At 70.5% G+C, this 20,165-nt stretch carries 19 protein-coding genes; 12 read left to right on the top strand and 7 right to left on the bottom strand.

Annotated features, from left to right (window positions below):
- The first annotated feature begins 74 nt into the window (after positions 1-74).
- Genes DP939_RS03455 through DP939_RS03490 form a run of 8 tightly spaced genes read left to right on the top strand, consistent with a single transcriptional unit; the run spans position 75 to position 8,459 of the window.
- Entirely contained in the window at positions 75-1,286 is a 1,212-nt protein-coding gene (locus DP939_RS03455) for a class I SAM-dependent methyltransferase (RefSeq protein WP_113978730.1), read from the top strand.
- Positions 1,286-2,065, top strand: coding sequence for a glycosyltransferase family protein (locus DP939_RS03460; protein ID WP_113978733.1), 780 nt, complete (start codon positions 1,286-1,288; stop codon positions 2,063-2,065). The genes DP939_RS03455 and DP939_RS03460 overlap by 1 nt, the downstream gene beginning before the upstream one ends.
- The gene (locus DP939_RS03465) at positions 2,062-2,712 is read left to right on the top strand and encodes a PIG-L deacetylase family protein (RefSeq protein WP_225878022.1); all 651 of its coding nucleotides are present in this window, start codon (positions 2,062-2,064) and stop codon (positions 2,710-2,712) included. The genes DP939_RS03460 and DP939_RS03465 overlap by 4 nt, the downstream gene beginning before the upstream one ends.
- 7 nt (positions 2,713-2,719) lie before the next feature.
- Entirely contained in the window at positions 2,720-3,784 is a 1,065-nt protein-coding gene (locus DP939_RS03470; RefSeq protein ID WP_113978738.1) for an NAD-dependent epimerase/dehydratase family protein, read from the top strand.
- Positions 3,781-5,064, top strand: coding sequence for a DUF4910 domain-containing protein (locus tag DP939_RS03475; protein WP_225878023.1), 1,284 nt, complete (start codon positions 3,781-3,783; stop codon positions 5,062-5,064). The genes DP939_RS03470 and DP939_RS03475 overlap by 4 nt, the downstream gene beginning before the upstream one ends.
- Complete coding sequence (locus tag DP939_RS03480; RefSeq protein WP_113978741.1) at positions 5,061-6,059, top strand: hypothetical protein; 999 nt, start codon at positions 5,061-5,063, stop codon at positions 6,057-6,059. Before DP939_RS03475 ends, DP939_RS03480 begins: the two co-directional genes overlap by 4 nt.
- Positions 6,056-7,561, top strand: a complete 1,506-nt coding sequence (locus DP939_RS03485) for an oligosaccharide flippase family protein (protein WP_113978744.1) — start codon at positions 6,056-6,058, stop codon at positions 7,559-7,561. The genes DP939_RS03480 and DP939_RS03485 overlap by 4 nt, the downstream gene beginning before the upstream one ends.
- The gene (locus DP939_RS03490) at positions 7,554-8,459 is read left to right on the top strand and encodes a glycosyltransferase family 2 protein (RefSeq protein WP_113978746.1); all 906 of its coding nucleotides are present in this window, start codon (positions 7,554-7,556) and stop codon (positions 8,457-8,459) included. Before DP939_RS03485 ends, DP939_RS03490 begins: the two co-directional genes overlap by 8 nt.
- On the opposite strand, the gene DP939_RS03495 is transcribed toward DP939_RS03490, so the two are convergent.
- Positions 8,436-9,632, bottom strand: a complete 1,197-nt coding sequence (locus DP939_RS03495) for an acyltransferase family protein (RefSeq protein WP_225878024.1) — start codon at positions 9,630-9,632, stop codon at positions 8,436-8,438. The two genes, DP939_RS03490 and DP939_RS03495, sit on opposite strands and share 24 nt — an antisense overlap.
- 393 nt (positions 9,633-10,025) lie before the next feature.
- Between DP939_RS03495 and DP939_RS03500 the strand changes: the two genes are divergently transcribed.
- Positions 10,026-11,057 (top strand): hypothetical protein, encoded by a 1,032-nt coding sequence (locus DP939_RS03500; protein ID WP_147267851.1) that lies wholly within the window; start codon positions 10,026-10,028, stop codon positions 11,055-11,057.
- 27 nt (positions 11,058-11,084) lie between these two features.
- On the opposite strand, the gene DP939_RS03505 is transcribed toward DP939_RS03500, so the two are convergent.
- Positions 11,085-11,966, bottom strand: a complete 882-nt coding sequence (locus tag DP939_RS03505; RefSeq protein ID WP_113978754.1) for a DUF6492 family protein — start codon at positions 11,964-11,966, stop codon at positions 11,085-11,087.
- 239 nt (positions 11,967-12,205) lie between these two features.
- Here DP939_RS03505 and DP939_RS03510 point away from each other — a divergent pair, with 239 nt between their 5' ends.
- Both DP939_RS03510 and DP939_RS03515 read left to right on the top strand, forming a co-directional pair.
- Positions 12,206-12,979: a YveK family protein gene (locus DP939_RS03510; protein ID WP_113978756.1), complete on the top strand. Its 774-nt coding sequence runs from the start codon at positions 12,206-12,208 to the stop codon at positions 12,977-12,979.
- A gap of 1 nt (position 12,980) precedes the next feature.
- Positions 12,981-14,369 carry an O-antigen ligase family protein gene (locus DP939_RS03515; RefSeq protein ID WP_113978759.1) on the top strand — a complete coding sequence of 463 codons (1,389 nt, stop codon included), beginning with the start codon at positions 12,981-12,983 and terminating at the stop codon, positions 14,367-14,369.
- Here DP939_RS03515 and DP939_RS03520 read toward each other — a convergent pair.
- Positions 14,321-15,202 carry a right-handed parallel beta-helix repeat-containing protein gene (locus DP939_RS03520; protein WP_113978761.1) on the bottom strand — a complete coding sequence of 294 codons (882 nt, stop codon included), beginning with the start codon at positions 15,200-15,202 and terminating at the stop codon, positions 14,321-14,323. The two genes, DP939_RS03515 and DP939_RS03520, sit on opposite strands and share 49 nt — an antisense overlap.
- 11 nt (positions 15,203-15,213) lie before the next feature.
- A complete protein-coding gene (locus DP939_RS03525) occupies positions 15,214-15,756 on the bottom strand; it encodes a dTDP-4-dehydrorhamnose 3,5-epimerase family protein (RefSeq protein WP_113978764.1) in 543 nt (180 codons plus the stop codon).
- A gap of 28 nt (positions 15,757-15,784) precedes the next feature.
- Between DP939_RS03525 and DP939_RS03530 the strand changes: the two genes are divergently transcribed.
- Positions 15,785-16,612, top strand: coding sequence for a glycosyltransferase family 2 protein (locus tag DP939_RS03530; RefSeq protein ID WP_113978766.1), 828 nt, complete (start codon positions 15,785-15,787; stop codon positions 16,610-16,612).
- A gap of 22 nt (positions 16,613-16,634) precedes the next feature.
- Here the strand turns inward: DP939_RS03530 and DP939_RS03535 are convergent, their stop codons facing one another.
- Genes DP939_RS03535 through DP939_RS03545 form a run of 3 tightly spaced genes read right to left on the bottom strand, consistent with a single transcriptional unit; the run spans position 16,635 to position 19,940 of the window.
- Positions 16,635-17,360 (bottom strand): methyltransferase domain-containing protein, encoded by a 726-nt coding sequence (locus tag DP939_RS03535; RefSeq protein ID WP_113978768.1) that lies wholly within the window; start codon positions 17,358-17,360, stop codon positions 16,635-16,637.
- 41 nt (positions 17,361-17,401) lie between these two features.
- A complete protein-coding gene (locus DP939_RS03540) occupies positions 17,402-18,622 on the bottom strand; it encodes a glycosyltransferase family 4 protein (protein ID WP_225878025.1) in 1,221 nt (406 codons plus the stop codon).
- Positions 18,612-19,940, bottom strand: a complete 1,329-nt coding sequence (locus tag DP939_RS03545; protein ID WP_113978773.1) for a nucleotide sugar dehydrogenase — start codon at positions 19,938-19,940, stop codon at positions 18,612-18,614. Before DP939_RS03545 ends, DP939_RS03540 begins: the two co-directional genes overlap by 11 nt.
- Positions 19,941-20,165 lie beyond the last annotated feature (225 nt).

Genomic DNA, 20,165 nt, shown 5'->3' on the forward strand with positions numbered 1-20,165 from the left:
GAAGTGTGCTGTAACGCGTACGTCGGATCCAGCGAACTAGCTGTCGGCCAGCACGGCCATAAGGGAGATATCCAATGAAAACCTGCCGCCTGTGCGGCTCGGCGACCCTTGCCTCCGTCGTCGATCTCGGCGCCACGCCGCCTTGCGAGCGGATCCTCACCGAGGCCGAGCTGGACGCCCCCGAACCCGCCTACCCCCTGCACCTGCGCGTGTGCACGTCGTGCTGGCTGGCGCAGATCCCGCCGCTGATCACGCCGGAGGAGACGTTCACCGAGTACGCCTACTTCTCCTCCTACTCGACCTCCTGGGTGGAGCACGCCCGCAGGTTCGTGGACGGGCTCGCGCTGGACCGTGACGCTTTCGTGGTGGAGGTCGCCAGCAACGACGGCTACCTGCTCCAGCACGTCGTGGAGCGGGGGGTGCGCTGCCTGGGCGTCGAGCCGTCGGAGAACGTCGGCAAGGCCGCCAGGGAGCGCGGAGTGCCGACGCGGACGGCGTTCCTGACGCCGGAGACCGGGGCCGCCGTACGGGCCGAGCACGGACCCGCCTCGGTGGTCGTGGCCAACAACGTCTACGCGCACATCCCGGACATCGTCGGGTTCACCCAGGGCCTGCGGGCGCTGGTCGCCGACGACGGCAGGGTGTCCATCGAGGTGCAGCACCTGCTCACGCTCATCGAGCTGAACCAGTACGACACGATCTACCATGAGCACTTCCAGTACTACTCGGTCGCCGCGGCGCAGCGGGCGCTGGCCACCGGAGGGCTCGCGCTGGTGGACGTCGAACTGCTGCCGACCCACGGTGGATCGATCCGGCTGTGGGCCGCCCCGGCCGAGCACGCGGGCGAGCCGTCGCAGGCCGTACTGGACGTACTGGGCCGCGAGAAGGCCGCCGGGCTCACCGAACTGTCCGGCTACGCGGAGTTCGCCGCGCGGGTCGGCAAGGTGCGTCGGGACCTGCTGCGGTTCCTGATCGACGCCGCCGACCAGGGCAAGAAGGTCGTGGGCTACGGCGCCCCCGGCAAGGGCAACACGCTGCTCAACCACTGCGGCATCCGCCCCGACCTGCTGCCCTACACCGTGGACATGAACCCCTACAAGCACGGCAAGTACACCCCGGGAGCCCGCATCCCGATCCTGCCGCCGGAGCGGATCGCCGAAGACCGCCCCGACTACGTGCTGATCCTCCCGTGGAACCTGCGGGAGGAGCTGACCGCCCAGCTTTCCTACGTCCACGAGTGGGGAGGCCGCCTGGTCTTCCCGATCCCGACCCTGGAGATGGTCTAGTGAAGGTCGTACTGTTCTGCGGCGGGTACGGCACGCGCATGCGCAGCGGGACGCCCGGCGACGTGCCCAAGCCCATGCAGCTCGTCGGACCACGCCCGCTGATCTGGCATGTGATGCGGTACTACGCGCACTTCGGCCACACCGACTTCGTGTTATGTCTCGGCTACGGCGCGCACCACATCAAGGAGTTCTTCCTCAACTACCAGGAGACGACCTCCAACGACTTCGTGCTGCGCGGCGGCCAGGTGGAACTGCTGTCCACCGACATCTCCGACTGGTCGATCACCTTCGTGCAGACCGGCATCGAGTCGCCGATCGGCGAACGGCTGCGCCGGGTCCGTGAGCACCTGGAGGGCGAGGAGGTCTTCCTGGCCAACTACGCCGACGTGCTGACCGACGCCCCGCTGCCGGACATCATCGACCGGTTCCACGGCGGCGACGTGGGCGCCTCGATGATGGTGGTCCCGCCGCCCGCGACCTTCCACTGCATCGAGGTGGGGGAGAACGGCAGGGTCGGCGGCGTGACGCCGGTCAGCGACATGCCGCTGTGGGTCAACGGCGGCTACTTCGTGCTGCGTCAGGAGATCTTCGACCACATCCCGCCCGGCGGCGACCTGGTCGCCGACGGCTGCTTCGCGCTGGCCAAGAGCGGGCGGCTGCTGGCCTACCCGCACCGCGGCTACTGGCGGCCCACCGACACCGTCAAGGAACGGCTGGCACTGGACGAGGCGTACTCGCGCGGCGACCGTCCCTGGGCGGTATGGGAGCGTTCCGCGTGATCGGACTGCTGCCCACCGGGGCCGACCGGATCGTGGCGCTGGCCGCCCACTGCGACGACATCCCGATCGGCGCCGGCGGCACGCTGCTCACCATCTGCTCGGCCCGCCCCGGTGTGCGGGTGGACGTCCTGGTGCTGTCCGGCGGCGGCACGCCCCGCGAGGACGAGGAGCGGGCCGCGCTCGCCGACTTCTGCCCGGGGGCCGACCTGCGGGTCAAGGTGCTCAAGCTGCCCGACGGGCGGCTGCCCGCGCACTGGGACGAGGCCAAGGACGCCCTGGAGGGGCTGCGCGCCGAGACCGAGCCGCACCTGCTCATCGCGCCCAGCCCGCACGACGCCCACCAGGACCACTGCGGCCTGGCCCAGCTGGTCCCCACGGCCTTCCGCGACCACCTGGTGCTCGGCTACGAGATCGTCAAGTGGGACGGCGACATGGGGCGGCCCTCGGTCTACCAGCCGCTCACCTCGGCCGTGGCCGCCGCCAAGGTGGCCCTGCTGATGCGTCACTACCCCTCGCAGTGGGGGCGTCCCTGGTACGACCGAGAGGCGTTCCTGGGCCTGGCCCGCATCCGCGGGATCGAGTGCCACGAGCGCTACGCGGAGGCTTTCCACGTGAACAAACTGACCTTGAATCTGGCTGGAGGCTGAGATTCGGATGCGCATATTGCTCACCGGTCACCAGGGCTACCTGGGGAGCGTGATGGCCCCGGTGCTCACCGCGGCCGGGCACGAGGTGATCGGGCTGGACTCGGGGTTGTTCGCCGACTGCGTGCTCGGCCCGCCCCCGCCCGACCCGTCAGGTCATGCCGTCGACCTGCGTGATGTCACGCCCGACCTGCTGACCTGCATCGATGCCGTGATCCATCTGGCCGCGCTGTCCAACGACCCGCTCGGGTCGCTGGCCCCCGAGCTGACCTATGAGATCAACCACCACGCCTCGGTGCGGCTGGCGCGGATGGCCCGCGACGCGGGCGTCAAGCGGTTCCTGTACGCCTCCACCTGCTCGGTCTACGGGGCCTCCGGCGGCGATGAGCTGGTGGACGAGAGCGCGCCGCTGCGGCCGGTCACCCCCTACGCCGAGTCCAAGGTGCGGGTGGAGGAGGACCTGGTCGCGCTGGCCGACGGTGACTTCACCCCGGTGTTCCTGCGCAACGCCACCGCGTTCGGCTACTCGCCCCGGCTGCGCGCCGACATCGTGCTGAACAACCTCGTCGCGCACGCCTACCTGACCGGCGAGGCGCGGGTGCTGTCCGACGGTACGCCCTGGCGGCCCCTGGTCCACGCCGAGGACATCGCGCGGGCCGTCGTGGCGCTGCTGACCGCCCCGCGCGAGGCCGTGCACGCCAAGCCGTTCAACATCGGCAGCGAAATCAACAACGTCACCGTGGCGGAGATCGCCGCGCAGGTCGTGAACGCGGTGCCGGGGGCCAAGCTGGTGATCACCGGCGAGGCGGGGCCCGACCCGCGGTCCTACCGGGTGGACTTCTCGGCGCTGCGCGCCGCCGTACCGGGGTTCGAGGCGACCTGGACGGTGGCCGCCGGCGCGGCCGAGCTCCTGGACGCCTACACCAGGTACGGCCTGCGCGAGGCCGACTTCCAGCCGCGGTTCATCCGCCTGGTCCGGCTGGCCCAGCGGCGCGAGGACGGCACCATCGACGCCGAGCTGCGCCCCCGCGAGGGCCTGCGCGGCTCCCGCTCGCCGGAGGCCGTCGGACTGTGACCCTCGACATGCACGAGCTGGTGCGGCGGCTGTACCCCCTGTGCCGCAGCATCACCGGCGACGGGGTGCGGCGCACCCTTGAGATCGTCGGCGAGTCGATCCCGCTCGACGTGAGCGAGGTGCCGACCGGCACCGAGGTGCTCGACTGGATCGTGCCCAAGGAGTGGAACATCCGCGACGCCTACATCAAGGACGTCGCGACCGGCCGCAGGGTCGTCGACTTCAACGAGTCCAACCTGCACGTGGTCGGCTACAGCGTGCCCGTGCCGCCGACCGTGCTGAGCCTGGCCGAACTGCGCGGCCGGCTGCACACGCTGCCCGATCAGCCGGACCTGATCCCCTACCGGACCAGCTACTACAAGGAGACCTGGGGGTTCTGCCTGCGGCACGAGACGCTGGCGGGGCTGCCCGAGGGCGACTACGAGGTCATGATCGACTCGACGCTCGCCGACGGGCACCTCACCTACGCCGAGCACGTCGTGCCCGGCCGTACCGACCGCGAGGTGCTGGTCTCCTGCCACGTGTGCCACCCGTCGCTGGCCAACGACAACCTGGCCGGCATCGCGGTGGCGGTCTCGCTCGCGCTCCGGCTCAAGGACCCGTACCACACCTACCGGTTCGTCTTCGCGCCCGGCACGATCGGGTCCATCACCTGGCTCGCGCGCAACCGGGAGCGGGCCGCCGGGAAGATCGCGCACGGGCTGGTACTGGCCTGCGCGGGCGACCGCGGCTCGCTCACCTACAAGCGCAGCAGGCGCGGCGAGGCCGAGATCGACCGGGCCGCCGCCCACGTGCTGCGCGCCTCCGGGCGCGAGCACACCGTCCTTCCCTTCTCCCCGTACGGCTACGACGAGAGGCAGTACTGCTCGCCCGGCTTCAACCTGCCGGTCGGGTGCATGACCCGCAGCACGTACGCGGGCTACCCGGAGTACCACACCTCCGGCGACGACCCTGACTTCGTCTCCGCGGAGGCGATGAGCGACACCCTGGAGACCTGCTGGGAGGTCTTCCAGGTGCTCGAACGCAACCGGCGCTACGCCAACCTCAGCCCCTACGGCGAGCCGCAGCTCGGCAGGCGCGGCCTGTACGGCTCGCTGGGCGGGCGCAGCGACACCCAGCGACTCCAGGTGGCAATGCTGTGGGTGCTCAATCAGTCCGACGGCGTCTCGCCGGACTGCGCTCTGCTCGACATCGCGGAAAAGTCCGGTCTGCCGTTCGACGCCGTCGCGGAAGCAGCGCGGGCGCTGGCCGAGGCCGGGCTGCTGAAGGAGATCCGATGAGTACCAGCTTACGGGTCGGCGACGTGGTCGAGGTCCGCAGCGCGGACGAGATCCTGGCCACCCTCGACGAGAACGGCGAACTGGAGAACCTCCCGTTCATGCCGGAGATGCTGCGCTTTTGCGGGCAGCGGATGACCGTGCACAAGGTCGCGCACAAGCTGTGCGACACGATCAGCCGCAGCGGCATCCGCAAGATGGAACGCGCCGTGCACCTGACCGGCGCGCGCTGCGACGGCGCGGCCCACGGCGGCTGCCAGACCGCCTGCTCGCTGTACTGGAAGGAGGCATGGCTCAAGCCCGCCTCCGGCCCGCCGCCAACCGAGGAGCCGCCGCGCAGCCTGCCGCTCCTTACGATCAGGACCCGCCGGGAGGACGGCGAGGACGGCGAGGTCCGGTACCGCTGCCAGGCCACCGAACTTCTCCGCGCCGCGCCCACCTGCCTGCCGTTCGGCTCGCTCGGGCAGTACGCCGACGACGTGCGCAGCGGGAACGTCGGCGTGGCGGGGAGCGCCCGCACCTTCCTGGTGGGGCTGTTCAACCGCTTCCAGGACCGCGCCAAGCGGCACCTGCCCCGGTGGTTGTGGATCAGGGGCGGCCTGCGCTGGGGGTTCGTCAAGGGGGGTGTCACCGAGGGCAAGACCCCGACCGCCACGCTCGGCCTGCAACCGGGCGAGGTCGTCAGGATCAAGTCCAAGGCCGAGATCATGGCGACCCTCAACGCCGACCTGCTCAACCGCGGCATGGGCTTCGAGGAGGAGATGGCCCGCTACTGCGGCCAGACGGCGCGCGTGCGCGCCCGGGTCGAGCGGTGCATCGACGAGAAGACCGGCCGTCTGCTGACGATGAAGAACCCGTGCATCATCCTTGACGACATCGTCTGCGCGGGTGTGTACAACGCCAACTGCCCCAGGGAGTTCGTGCCGTTCTGGCGGGAGATCTGGCTGGAGCGCGTCCCCGCGGCCGTAGGCCCGGTGAAGGAGCCTGTAAGCGGATGAAGGAACAACCGCCGGACACCACAGACGGCCTCGCCGACATCGGCCGCAAGGCCGGTCGCGGGCTGGGCTGGAGCCTGCTCGGCAACGTGGTGATGAAGGCGGGCTCGTTCGTCATGAGCCTGGTGCTGGCGCGGCTGATCGACGCCGACCAGTTCGGTGTCTTCGCGGTCGCGCTGGCCGCCAGCCAGCTCATGCTGCACATCAACGACGCCGGGATCATCGCGGCGACCGTGCAGTGGCGCGGGAGGCTGTCGGAGATCGCGCCGACGGCCACCGTGATGGCCATCGTCTCCAGTGTCACCCTGTACGCGATCTTCTGGACCGCCGCCCCGCTCTACGCGCTCTTCGTGGGGAGCGAGGACGCGGTCGGGGTGATGCGGGTGCTCATGCTGACCAACGTGGTCTACGGCCTGTCGGCGGTGCGCAGCGCGGCGCTGATGCGCCGCTTCGAGCACGGCAAACTGGCGCTGGCCAACCTGATCGGCTTCTGCGGGAACGCGGCCCTGGCCATCACCCTGGCCGCGAACGGCACCGGGGCGATGAGCTTCGCCTACGGCCAGCTCCTCCAAGCCGTGATCACCGGCATCCTGGTGATCACGTTCGCGCGGGTGCGGATCCGCATCGGCCTGGACCGCGCGGTGGCCCGCAAGCTGCTGGTCTTCGGCCTGCCGCTGTGCGTGACGATGGGCATCGAGGGCCTGCTACTCAACGTGGACCTGCTGCTGGTCGGCAGCGCCGTGGACGAGCACGCGCTGGGCCTGTACCTGATGGCGTTCAACATCTCGGCGTGGGTGCCGGGGCTGATCGGCACCGCCGTACGTTACGTGGCCCTGCCCAGCTTCTCCCGGCTGGCCGAGGACGCCTCCGGCGGCTCGACGGACTCGGTCTCCGAGGGGGCCAGGCACGCGATCCCCATGCTGATGTCCGTGGTGCTCCCGGTCGCGGTGCTGATGGGCGTGCTCGCGCCCGCCCTGGTCACCTTCCTGTACACCGCCGAGTGGGCGCCCGCCGCCGAGGCGCTGCGCTTCCTGGCCATCGTGATGACGGTACGCATGCTCAGCGCGCTGGTCACCGACATCCTGGCGGCGCTCGGCCGTACCAAGGCCACCATGTGGCTGAACCTCTCCTGGGTCGGCATGCTCGTGCCGGCCCTGCTCATCGGCGGGCGGCTGGACGGCATAAGGGGCGCGGCCATCGCGCACGCCTGCGTCGCCGTGCTGTACGCGCTGCCGGTGATGGTCTTCGTCATGCACCGCGCGGGGGTCCGGCTGCCTCCCGTGGCGCTCGGCCTGCTGCGCCCGCTGGGCGGCGGGGCCGTGGCGGCGGTGGTGATGATCCTGCTCGCCCGCGCGGTGGGCGACTCCCAGTTCGTTCAGCTCTGTGTGGCGGGCGGGGGCGGGCTGCTGGCCTTCGCCCTCGTCGTCGTACCCCGGGCCGTGCTGGTCTCGATGGCCGCCAAGGCCGGGCTGCGCCCCGCCCTGAGGAAGGAATCCGATGCCTGACACCACGCCACTGGTCTCCATCGGGCTGCCCGTCTACAACGGGGCCGGCCGGGTGCCCGGAGTGGTCCGTTCGGTCCTCGCGCAGGACCACGCCAACCTCGAACTGGTGATCTGTGACAACGGCTCGACCGACGACACCGAGGCGGTGTGCAGACGGCTGGCCGCGCTGGACGAGCGGATCGTGTACCACCGCCACCCGCGCAACCTGGGCCTGCTGAACAACTTCATCTCGGCGATCGACCTGGCCAGGGGGGAGTACTTCCGCTGGGTCGGCGACGACGACCGGCTGGAGCCGCAGTGCGTGACCCGCTCGCTGGAACCGTTCCTGCGCGATGAGCGGATCGTCCTGGTCACCACCCAGGTCGCCTACACCGGCCCGGACGGCGTCACCGAGACCGCCGCCTACGAGGGCACCGCGCTGGGCTCGGCCGACCCGGTCGCGCGGTTCGCCGAGATGCTGCGCCTGCTCAACCAGAGCCACCTGCTGATCGACCCGCTGTACGGCATGGTGAGGCGGGAGCCGGTCCAGGCGATACCGCGCCGCAACATGCTCCGCGAGGACGAGGTGTTCGCCACCAAGCTGGCCCTGGCCGGGCCGTGGGCGCACATCCCCGAGGTGCTGGCGCACCGCAACTGGAAGCACGACCGGCTGCCCAAGCTGGCCCGCCGCCTGGACGTACCCGCCTGGCAGGCCCGATTCGCCACGCTGTTGCAGTGCCGCGAGATGCTGCGCTGGCTGCCGCAGGCCGGGCTCACCCCCGCCCAGCACCGCCGCGCCCGCGCCGCGGTGCTGCGCATGTACGGCACCCGCCACCGCCGCACGCTGGCCCACCGCACCCGCAAGCTGGCCCGCATGGCCGCCTCGGTGACGGCGTCACGCGGAACGGCCCACGGCTGATCCCTCACCCTTCTCATCCAGGTCAGTGTGGTGAACCGAACGCCTACGATCTCGCCGGCGCGAGACGGCCGAGCGCACGGCCTCCCGCAGCGCGGGCCAGGTCCGGTGCCGCTGGAACGGCCACTCGAAGGCCGCCGCGAACAGCCGCGCCACCACCAGTGTGAGCGGGACGGCGAGCGCCAGCGTGGCCAGGAACCTTCCAGTGCCGGGCGCGGCGAACGGCTGGACCACCAGCACGCTCACCACGACGACCAGCGGGGCGTGGGTCAGGTACAGGCTGTAGGAGAACGACCCGAGCGCGCGTACCGGCCGGGTGTCCAGGAACCGCAGGAACCACCGCGGCCGTCCGGTCGCCACCGCGGCGAGCAGCAGGCCGACCGAGGGACCGATGGCGAGGTCGGCCCAGAAGAAGTTGCCGACCGTCCACACCGAGCCCTTGACCAGGATCAGCGCGAGCACCGGCAGGAAGGCGAGCAGCGCCAGCCAGTGCCAGGGCAGCCCGCGCGTCCGCTCACCGGCGGACACGATGCCCGCCGCCACGACGCCGATCGCGAACAGCGCGGCGAACTGCGGCGTGAACCGCATCAGGGCGTCCACGGCGGGCACGCTCGGGGCCAGTGCCCCGATCGCGGCCACGACGGCGGTCACCGCGCCCAGCATGACCGCGGCCCCGGCCCGGCGCACGATGAGCAGCAGGAGCGGGAAGACCAGGTAGAGCTGGGCCTCCACGGCGATCGACCACAGCGCGCCGTTCGGGCTGGGCGCGCCGAAGACGTCCTGCAACAGCAGGCCGTAGATCAGCACGGACTTGGCGGTCGGCGCCGCCTCGCCCGGCTGAGGGACCAGCGTCCAGGCGATGACCAGGCTCATCACCAGGGCGGGCCAGTACGGCGGCAGGATGCGCCACAGCCGCCGGTGGGCGAACCTGCGCAGCCCGCCGAGCCGCCAGCCGGACCGCGCCGGGGCGACGGCGAGCGAGAAGCCGGACAGCACGATGAAGACGCCCACCGCGAAGTGCCCGTACAGCAGCCAGCCGGACCACCACGGGCCCGTGTCGGCGGGAAATCCGGTGTAGGACAGAAGCCGGCAGTGGTGCAGCACGACGAAGAACGCGGCGAGGCCGCGGATCCCGTCGAGCCCGGCCAGCCGGGTGCGGCCGTCCGTGGAAGACACGGACGGCGCAGGCTGCACAGACGGCACGGAACGTTGCATTCAGGAGACTCCAGTCGCCGACGTGTCACTTGCGGGCACTACCGGGCGAAGCGGGCTGGCGACGATGGAGTGGTCGCACGGGGGGTTCGGCCCTCGGCTGTTAATCGAATGAAAGGCTCTCTACGTAACATGAATCCGAAGAGATGAAAGGTCATGGGATCGTTCCAGATACGGCGTTTTATGCCGGTTTATGCTTGAGTGTGCTGATGTTTCACGCCTTGACAACCCAAAGGTTGACGGTTTCATATGTGGGTGGAGCGCAACACCTGGTAACAGGCAGGCTGCCGCGGACGATGGCCAACGACGGTGTCCCAGGGTTGCCGGCGCCCTGGCGCACATAGAGGGCGGGGAAAAATGGAGTTCTGGAAGACCATATTTGATCTTGCCCGGAGGAAGTTCGTCGGCCCTCCGGTGGTCCTCGCGTCCCTGATCCTGGCCTCGGTCGCCTACCTGCTGGTGCCCTCCACCTACGTGTCCAGCGTGTCGATGGTGCTGACCACGTCCCCGAACGGCGGCACGCTGACCCCCGACCCCGAGCGGCAGGGCGGCCTGACCAACCCGCTGCTCCAGTTCAGTGAAGGGCTGCGGGTCACCGCCGGTGTGATCATCGCGACGATGAACTCCCCCGAGACGCTGGCCGAGCTGGGGATCGTCAAGGGCGGCGACACCTCGATCGTCATCAACGACGGGCGCAGCAACGCCGAACTGCTCGCCGCCAGCGTGAGCGGGCCGTTCGTCTACGTGCAGACCACCAGCAAATCCGCCAAGAAGGCCAGGGACATCACCGCGCAGGCCCAGCGGCGGCTGCGCCAGGAACTGGTGGACCGCCAGCGCCAGCTCAACGCCCCCCGCTCCACGTACATCGTCGTCGTCGATGTCGTCCCGCCGACCGCCCCCGTGGAGTCCACCTCCACCAAGCTCCAGATCGCCGCCGGGACCTTCGCGTTCTGCGTGGTCGCCGGGCTGGCCATCGCCTACTTCTTCAGGCGGCGGCAGATCCTGCGCGCCGAGGGAGCCGGGGGCGAGGGGCCGCCGCTGCCCGCTCCGGTCGCCGCGGCCCTGACGGTGGAGAAGACGGAGAAGCCGGAGGGACCCGGCGCCGGCCTGAGCAGGCCCCTGCCGCGGCCGGCCACGACCCCCGCCCCCGCCGGGGCGCAGGCCGCCGCGCCGGAAGAACCCGGCGAGACCGGACGGCCGGAGCGCCCGGCCGAGGAGCGGGAACCCAGGAAGGGGCTCGGCAAGTCGGTCGTCGTGGTGTTCCCGGCGACGGGCGGCGACGACGACACGGTCGCGTTCGCGCGCATCCCGATGGACGAGACCGCGCCCATCCCGGCCGTCAACAACGACAAGCACATCAACCAGAAGGACCACGGCAAGGACACCTGAGCGCACCGGTGCCGGAGGGGCCGCGGGTCAGGACTCCGCGGCCACCTCCGCGCAGCGCCGGATGGCGGCCCGGCGCGCGTGGTGCGGGGTATTGGACTTGGCGGAGATCGCCATCCCCACCGCCTGCGGCCCCAGCCGCCCGGCGAAGGCCACCGCGGTCGCCTCGTCCCAGGGGTCGGGGTCGTAGCTGGTGTGGCAGAACGTCGTGTCGACGGGCGGGGACTCCTGGCTCTGGCCGAGCACCTCGTCCACGAAGACGCCGTACAGGATGAACTCCGAGATGTGCATCTCGGCGGTGAACGCGTCCAGCCAGTGCCTGCCGGTCACCTCGGTGATCCGGCGCTGCATGGCCCGCACGATCGCCGGGTCCCACGGGATCATCGGCCCCACGTAGTCGGGCAGCGGCAGCGAGGGCGGCGGCGACAGGCCGAGCAGCCTGCGGGCCACCTGGTGCCAGATGACGTGCCGGGTCATCGACGCGTGCACCGCGTCGTCCTCGCGGTAGAGCACCACCTGTCCGTCGCGGACGAACCGCTCGGCCTTGGTCGGGCGGACCAGCACCACGTCGGAGTCGGCGATCAGCACGACGTCGGCGTCGGCCGACGCGGTGGCGTGGATCTTGATGGCCTGCTGGGTGATCCAGCCGCGCACCGGCGGCCACGGACGCCGGGCGTTGACGTAGATCTCCGAGGAGGGCAGCCGCAGGTAGCGGCGGGGCAGCGCGCGGGAACGGACGCTCACCCGGCAGCGCGGGCCCTGGAACCGGGAGAACAGCCGGAGGTCTCCTGGCGGCACGTAGACATGGTGGATCGTCGCGTCCTGGGTGTGGGCGAGGACGGACTCGTGAAGATCCGCGAAGAGCGGGAGGTCAGGCGGGTAGCTCGGGGTGACGACGGCCAGCTTCGGCATGGGTGGTCGCGTCTCCAGTCCTACGACGTCATGGGCTGTTTGCCTATTCATCATGCTGGTGCCTGAGCGCTTCGACCGGAGTACCGGAAAAGTTGCGTTTCGGTCACGTCGAGGACGTGGAAGAACCGCCGTTCGGAACGTAACATCCGACCGGCTTGGGCCCGATTGCTCTTAGGGGAGTCGAGTGCTCTTCGGGGAGACTGCCTGTTCGGCTCCCGTCATCCGGAATGGGGAAGCGAATGGACTTTTGGGGGACGGTCCTCGTTCTGTTCCGGCGCTGGTACCTCTCGGTGCCGGCCTTCCTGCTGGCCGTCGGGGCCGCCTTCGGGGTGTACAAGACCGTGCCGGTCACGCACGTCTCCTCGGCCATGCTGGTGCTCACCATCCCGACCAGCGGCGGCAGCCTGCCGAACAACCCGCAGTACCCCAACCCCAAGGTCAACCCGCTGCTCAACTTCGACCACGGGCTGAGCGTGTCGGCGTCCATCCTGATCGCGGCTCTCGGCACCCCCGAGGTGGCCGCCGAGCTGGGCTCGATTCCCGGCGGCCCGACCACCTACCGCGCCTTCAACGGCAGCAGCAACCTGGAGTCGCTGGCCACCGGGCCGTTCGTGTTCATCGAGGCGGAGAGTTCCGATCCGGCCGCGGCCAAGGCGATGGTCCGCAAGGTGATCGCCCGCGCCCACGTCGAGCTGGCCGAGCGGCAGCGGCGGCTGTCCGCGCCGGAGGCGACGTACATCGAGCTGAGCGAGACCGTTCCGCCGACCGCGCCGCTGGAGCAGGGCACCCGCAAGATGCGCGCGGTGGCGGCGGCGCTCGGGCTGGGCGTGATCTCGGCGCTGACGGTCACGTTCGCGGGGGAGAGCGTGCTCGGGCACCGCCGGGGACGGCGGGACCGCGCGCCGGCCGTACCGCCGGATCCGGGACCCGAGCCCGCGAAGGCCGAAGAGCCGGAGGAGCCCGGCGAGCGGGGCACGGGGCTGGTACGCGTCGGCACGCCGCCGGGGAGCTGATGTGACGACCCTCACGAGCGAGGCCGAGCTGCTGCCCGGCAAGGGCTTCGTGCGCGCCGACGGGGCGACGCTGGCCGTGGTGTTCTCCACCGTGCTGCTGGTGGTCCCGGCCCGGCTGGTCTTCGTCGGGCTGCCGCTGTCCATCACCCCGGCCAACCTGATCAGCCTGGTCGCCGCGGCCTGCTGGTTCTTCGCGCACTTCACGCTGGTGCTGAAGATGGCCAAGGGCCGCACGCCGGTGCGCACCGGCGTGTTCGTGTACGGCGCGGCCATGATCGCGACGTACGGCTTCGCGACCTACCGCTACCTGCCGCCCGACGAGCTGGGCCTGGCCGACCACGCGTTCATCCTGATCGTGGCCAACCTCGGGCTGACCCTGCTGGTCATCGACGGCGTGCGCGGCTCTGACCGGCTGGACTTCCTGCTCAAGTGCATGGTGCTGGCCGGGGCGTTCATCTCGGTGATCGGCGCGTTCCAATACCTGTTCAACATCGACCTGACCCGCTTCCTGGAGCTGCCCGGCCTGCGCTACACCTCCGAGGAGGCGTTCGTCATCGAACGCTCGGGCGGCCGGCGTGTGGGCGCGACGATGGGCCATCCCATCGAGTTCGGCGTGGCCTGCTCGATGCTGCTGCCGATCGCGATCCACTACGGGCACAAGGCCAAGCTGCGCGCCGAGCCGTCGCTGCGCTGGTGGGCGTGCGCGGTGCTGATCGGCCTCGGGCTGATGTTCTCCGTGTCCCGCTCGGCGGTCCTGGGCCTCGGCTGCGTGGCCGTGGTGCTGCTGATCGGCTGGCCCGCCCGGCGCCGCCTGATCGCCCTGGCGGTCACCTTCGGCTTCCTGGTGGTGATCAGGTTCGCCGTGCCGGGGCTGCTCGGAACCTTCGTCGGCCTGTTCAGCAACCTCGGCAACGACGACAGCATCCGCTACCGCACCCACGACTACGACGTGGCGGCGGCGGAGATCGCCAAGCATCCGTGGCTCGGCCGCGGGGTGGCGACCTGGTACGCGCCCAAGCACCAGGTCTTCGACAACCAGTACATCCTCAACCTGGTGGAGACCGGCTTCATCGGGACCGCCGCGTTCGTGGCGATGTTCCTCGTGGCGATGTACGCGGCGCTGCGCGCCCGCCACCTGAGCACCGACCCCGGCACCCGCGACCTCGGGCTCACCCTGGCCGCGTGCCTGACCGCCCCGCTGATCGGGTCGGCCACCTTCGACCTGCTGGCGTTCGCCACGGTGACCGGCCTCGGCTTCCTGATCATCGGGGCGTGCGGCGCGCTGCACCGCAACGCCCTCGCCGAAGCCGTCGCGGGTAAGGGAGCGGGTCAGAAAGCAGGTCAGGGGCCGGCGCAGGCCAGCGGGCCGACCGTGCCGGTGATCCGGTAGTTCTCGTCGATCCGCACCAGCGTGTTGTCCGCCCACACGGTGTCGCGGCAGTCGGTGTCCACCGGGCCGTACACCCACGACTTGTCCACCAGCTTGTTGTCCTTGACGACCTGGCGGCCCGCCACGTTGCGCACCTGGATGCTGTAGGTCCCGCCCATCACCAGGTTGTCGGTGACCGTGACGTTCTCCTGCCCCTCGTCCACCAGGAAGATCGGCGCGGTGGCGTCCTTGGCGAACCGCTGGTCGATGGTGTTGTGGTGGAAGACCAGGTTCTTGCCGGTCTTGTAGGACTGGATGCCGTCGGAGTGGTCGCCGGGGTTGGAGCACAGCTTGATGTAGGAGTCACGGATGTCGATGTCGTCGCCGGAGGCCCGGAAGCCGTCGGAGTGGTTGCGGATGTTGACCCGCGTCGCCTTGTACTTCGACGGGCCGACCCCGGGGGCCTGGTTGCAGCCGCCGGCCGGGCCCACCGTGGAGTCGGAGATCGTGAAGGACGAGAACTTCATGTTGTACTCGCCCCACACCTGACCGTCGATCAGGCTGTTCTTGATCGTGACGTTGTCCGCGCCGATCACCAGCTCGCCCTTGACGTGCACGCCGTCCAGTACCGCGCCCGGCGTGTCCACCAGGTGGGCGAGGCCGTCGATGTTCAGCTCCACCTCGGTCAGCTTGCGGCCGGGCGGCAGCCCGGTGCACTCCGGCGTCGGGTGGCCCTGGCAGGCCGGGGACGGCGTGGGGGAGGGGGCGCGCGGCGGGGACGGCGCCGCCTCAGGCGTCGCCGTGCAGCCCGCCAGCAGCGCGGCGGCGGCGATGATCGTGAAAACCCGGCGCATATTCCAGACTCCTACAGTCGTTCGCGCAATTGTGCCCATGAACCCGCGGCACGGTCACGAGCGCTTACCACGGTGACCGGAACCGGCCACTCGATCGACAATTCGGGGTCGTCGAACCGGACCGAAAGATCCTCCGCGGGATCGTGTTCCCGGTCGATTCTGTAGCACACGTCGGCGTGCTCGGTGAGCGCCTGAAAACCGTGCAGCATTCCGGGAGGGACGTATAGCGTGGTGAACGTCTCGTCGTCCAGCCGCACAGAAAGCCGCTGCCCGAACGTCGGCGAACCCGGCCGCGCGTCCACCAGGACGTCGAGGATCGCCCCCCGGGCGCAGCGCACCAGCTTGGCCTCGCCGCGCCCGGAACGGCCGTGCATTCCGCGTATCGTGCCCCGCACCGAACGCGACTGGCTGTCCTGCACGAAAGCCGGCGGGTCCAATCCCGAGTCCTTCGCGAGAGCGTTGTCGAACGTTCGGGTGAACAGCCCCCGCTCATCATGGTGCGGAGTCGGGACGAATAACAGAACGCCATCGAGCGGTGCTTTCTCAACGCGCATATGAGATCCTTTCCCAAGGGGAGGGAAAATGGCCACTGTAGTGATTCCCGCGCACAACGAGGAAACCGTCGTGGGGGCGGGTGTCGAAACCCTGCTGGACGGCGCCGAGCCGGGCGAGTTCGAGGTCATCGTGGTCGCCAACGCCTGCTCCGACCGCACCGCCGAGGTGGCCAGGAAGGCCGGTGCGCGGGTGGTCGAGACGGAGCGGCCGGGCAAGGCCAACGCGCTGCGGCTGGGCGACGCCGCCTGCCGTTCGTTCCCGAGGGTCTACCTCGACGCGGACGTCCGACTGTCCGCCGCGTCCGCGCGGGCGCTCATCGCGGCGGCGCGCAGGCCCGGCGTGCTCGCCTGCGCGCCGGTGCCCGACATGGACATGGCCGGGGTGGGCTGGCTGTCGCGCCGGCTGCACAAGGTCCAGGAGCGGCTGGTGGAGCCGACCAGGGGCCTGGCGGGCACCGGCGTGTACGTGCTCAGCGAGGAGGGCCACGCCAGGGTGTTCCCGATGCCCGACGTGATCTCCGACGACGGCTACGTCCACGCCAGCTTCGCGCCCCACGAGCGGGTGGTGGTGCCCGAGGCGCGGTCGCTGGTGCGTCCGTCCCGCACGCTGAGCGCCAACCTGAACCGCCGGGTCCGGGTGCGGATGGGCAACCGGCAGCTCGAAGAGCTGGGCCGCCCGGTCAGCGAGCGCAGGCTGTCGCTCGGCGACCTGTGGGCGCTGCTGCGCGCCCGCCGGGTGAGCCCGCTGGACGCCGGGTGCTTCCTGGCCGTGCTCGTCATGGACAAGGTGCTGACCAGGCTGCGCGCCCAGCGCGGCGGCCAGGTGAGCTGGGGGACCGACGCCACCACGCGCTAGCGTCCCCGGCCGTCCGGCGCGGTCACGCACGGGGCTCCAGCAGGTAGACCCGCGTCGACCCGAACACCTCCGGCTTGCCGCGCCCGCGCGCCACCGTGCGCACGAGCCGGAACCGGCCGGTGGCCAGCAGGCGGGCCTCCTCGACGGGGTTGAAGTAGATCAGCCGCACCCGGCGCGGCCGGCGGTCCACCGACTCGATCAGGTTGTCGATCACCCTGGAGAACACCTCGCCGCCGAACGGGTTGTTCATGAACACCGTGTTCACCTCGTCGGGGATCGCGTAGTCCAGCGCGTCGGAGGTGACCAGCCGGACATCGCCGCAGCGCAGCCGCACCCGGGTGCTCTTGAGGTTGGCGCGGGCGATCTCGTTCAGGTGCCGGGACAGCTCGACGCCGATCACCGTCCTGAACCGGTACCCGGCCGCCGCCTCCAGGACCATGCGGCCCATGCCCGAGCCGAGGTCGAGGAAGACGTCGTCCGGGGCCACCTCGCGCCTGGGCAGCGTCCGGCGCAGCGTCATCCAGTTGGCGGGTGAGTAGTAGGCGCGGTCCTGGTGGGCGAGCCCGAGCTCTTCCAGGTGGACGAACTCCGAGGTGTGCACGCCGTACCGCCACTCGAACAGCAGCTTGGCGGCGGTCTGGCGGAGCCAGGTCAACGGACGGCGGGCCGCGAGCAGCCCGACCGACTCCGCGCCCGCGCACTCCGAGGCGATGTCGACGACGGTGACGGCTTCCAGCAGGACCGTCATGCCCTCCCCTTTCTTCTCCTGCGGCCACGCGGGCCGTAGGGTCACTCCGGCCGGTTCCGCCCGGCCCCGCCTACGGCGGCCTGGTACGCCGCGATGAGCGCCTCCCGCGACCGCTCCCACGACAGCGGGCCCGCGACCCGCTCGCGGCCGATCGCGCCCATCCTGGCCCGCTCGTCCGGATCGTCCAGCAGCCTGGCGACCAGCCTGGCGAACTCCAGCTCGTCGTTGCCCGGCGCGTACAGCGCGGCCTCGCCCGCCGACACCCGGGCCTCGCGCAGCTCGAAGGAGACCATCGGCCGGGCCATCGCCATGTACTCCATGACCTTGTTCATGGTGGAGACGTCGTTGAGCGGGTTGAACGGGTCGGGCGACAGGCACACGTCGGCGGTGGACAGGTAGCGCAGCAGGTCCTCGTCGGGGATGCGCCCGGTGAACTCCACCTGGTCGGCCAGCCCGAGCCGCCGGGCCAGCGCCACCATGTCGTCGAAGGTGTCGCCCGCGCCGACGAAGACCGCGTGCCAGTCGTCCCTGCCCACCTCGTCGCGCAGCCGGGCCAGCGCCCGCAGCGCGTAGTCCACGCCGTCCTGCGGTCCCATCACGCCCAGGTAGCACAGCAGGTGCGGCTTGCCCCTGCGCAGCTCAGGCTCCTGCGGGACCTGCCTGAAACGCTCCACAACGGGCGCGCTGCGCACCACGAAGACCTGTTCGGGCCGCTTGCCGCCGCGGGTCAGGGCCATCTGGCGGTAGCTCTCGTTGGTGGCGATCACCACGTCGGCGGCCCGGTACGTCCGGCGTTCCAGGAAGCACACCACGCGGTAGAGGAGGTCCTTGCCGCGGTTGAAGCGGGACAGGTACAGCTCGGGCACCAGGTCGTGCTGGTCGAAGACGAACTTCGCGCCGCGCCGCCGCAACCCTCCGGCCAGCAGGAAGAACAGGTCGGGCGGGTTGCAGGCGTGCACGACGTCCACGCGCCCGACGCGGCGGGCGAGCCTGCGGGTGTGCCACAGCGCCGCGCCGTACTCCCGCAGGTACCCCAGCGGGCCGCCGGTCGCCGCGCGCAGCGGGTAGCGGTGGATCCGCACCCCGTCGATCACGGCCTCCGCCTCGGTGTCCCGCTTGGTGCCCTGCGGGCAGATGACGTGCACCTCCCAGCCCGCGTCGCGCAGCGCCAGGCTCTCCTGCCAGACGCGCCGGTCGAAGGGCACCGAGAGGTTCTCGACCAGAATGAGGACCTTGCCGAGCGAGGACGCCTTACCAGCCAAGTCCCACATACCCAGGTCGGGCCCGGCGCACGGCGGCGTCGGGGAGGCGGATGAGATCGATGATCACCTGGTCCGGGCCGGCCTTGTCCAGCGCGGTCAGCACGTCGGTGTCCGCGCAGCCGGCCACGCAGATCTCCGCGTGGTCCAAGACGTCGGTGGCGGAGTTGGTCAGCAGTTCGCCCAGGTGGGGGAGGCGGCCCTCGATGTAGGCGCGGTTGGCGCCCATCAGCCGGGACAGGGAGACGTTGGCGTCGTAGATCCGCAGGTCGTAGCCCTTGCCGAGGAGGCGTTCGGCCAGCTCGACCAGCGGGCTCTCGCGCAGGTCGTCGGTGCCGGGCTTGAAGGAGAGGCCGAACAGGCCGATCTTGCGCTTGCCGTAGGAGGCGATCAGCTCGAACGCGCGCCGCAGGTGCTCCTCGTTGGAGGGCAGCACGTTGGACAGCATCGGCACCGAGACGTCGGCGCGGCGGGCCGCGTAGACCAGGCCGCGCAGGTCCTTGGGCAGGCAGGAGCCGCCGAAGGCGAAGCCGGGGCGCAGGTAGGCGGGGCTGACGTTGAGCTTGCGGTCGGCCAGGAAGACGTCCATGACCTGGTGGGAGTCCAGGCCGAGGGCGCGGCAGACGGCGCCGATCTCGTTGGCGAAGCCGATCTTCACCGCGTGGAACGTGTTGTCCACGTACTTCGTCATCTCGGCGACGGTGACCGGCACCCGGAACACCTCACCGGGTAATCCCTCGTACAGCGCCGCGACGGTGGCGCCGCTCTCCTCGTCCAGCTCGCCGATGACGGTCTTCGGCGGCTCGTAGAAGTCGCGGACGCTCGTGCCCTCCCGCAGGAACTCGGGGTTCACCGCCACGCCGAAGTCGATCCCGGGAGTGAGCTGCGACGCCTTGGACAGGATCGGCACCAGCAGCTCCTCGCAGGTGCCCGGCAGCATGGTGCTGCGGAACACCACGGTGTGCCGCGGTTCGTCCGGCGACCGGGCGGCCAGGGCCCGGCCGATCTGCTCGGCCACCCGCTCCAGGTAGACCGTGGACAGGCTCCCGTTGGGCGCGGAGGGGGTGCCCACGCAGATGAGCGATACGTCCGATCCCGCGATGGCCTCGTCCACGTCGGTGGTCGCCCGCAGCGCGCCGGAGCGCACCACCTCGGCGGTCAGCTCACCGATCCGCTCCTCGACCACGGGGGCCTTGCCGCTCGCGATGAGGGCGACCTTGTCCGGGTTGGCGTCGATGCCGATGACCTGGTGACCCCGCGCCGCCAGGCACGCGGCGGACACCGACCCCACATAGCCCAGACCGAAAACGCTGATCCGCACGCTGAACCCAGCCCCTCCATCGCTCGCGGACACCGCGGAGCGGGAGGTGAAATATCCGGTGTTCCCCCGACTCCACCGCATATATCGCCGCAGCGTGACGGGTCGTTACGCCGGGAATGGAAAGGGGTTCGCCGGGCCTCGCGCGGGCCACCGGATCCGGGATGTGGGCCCCGCATTGTAAGCCCTGATAGTAGGATTTAGCGCAGTATCCGGTCTCGCGGGCGA

The organism is Spongiactinospora rosea (assembly GCF_003315795.1).
Lineage (GTDB): Bacteria > Actinomycetota > Actinomycetes > Streptosporangiales > Streptosporangiaceae > Spongiactinospora > Spongiactinospora rosea.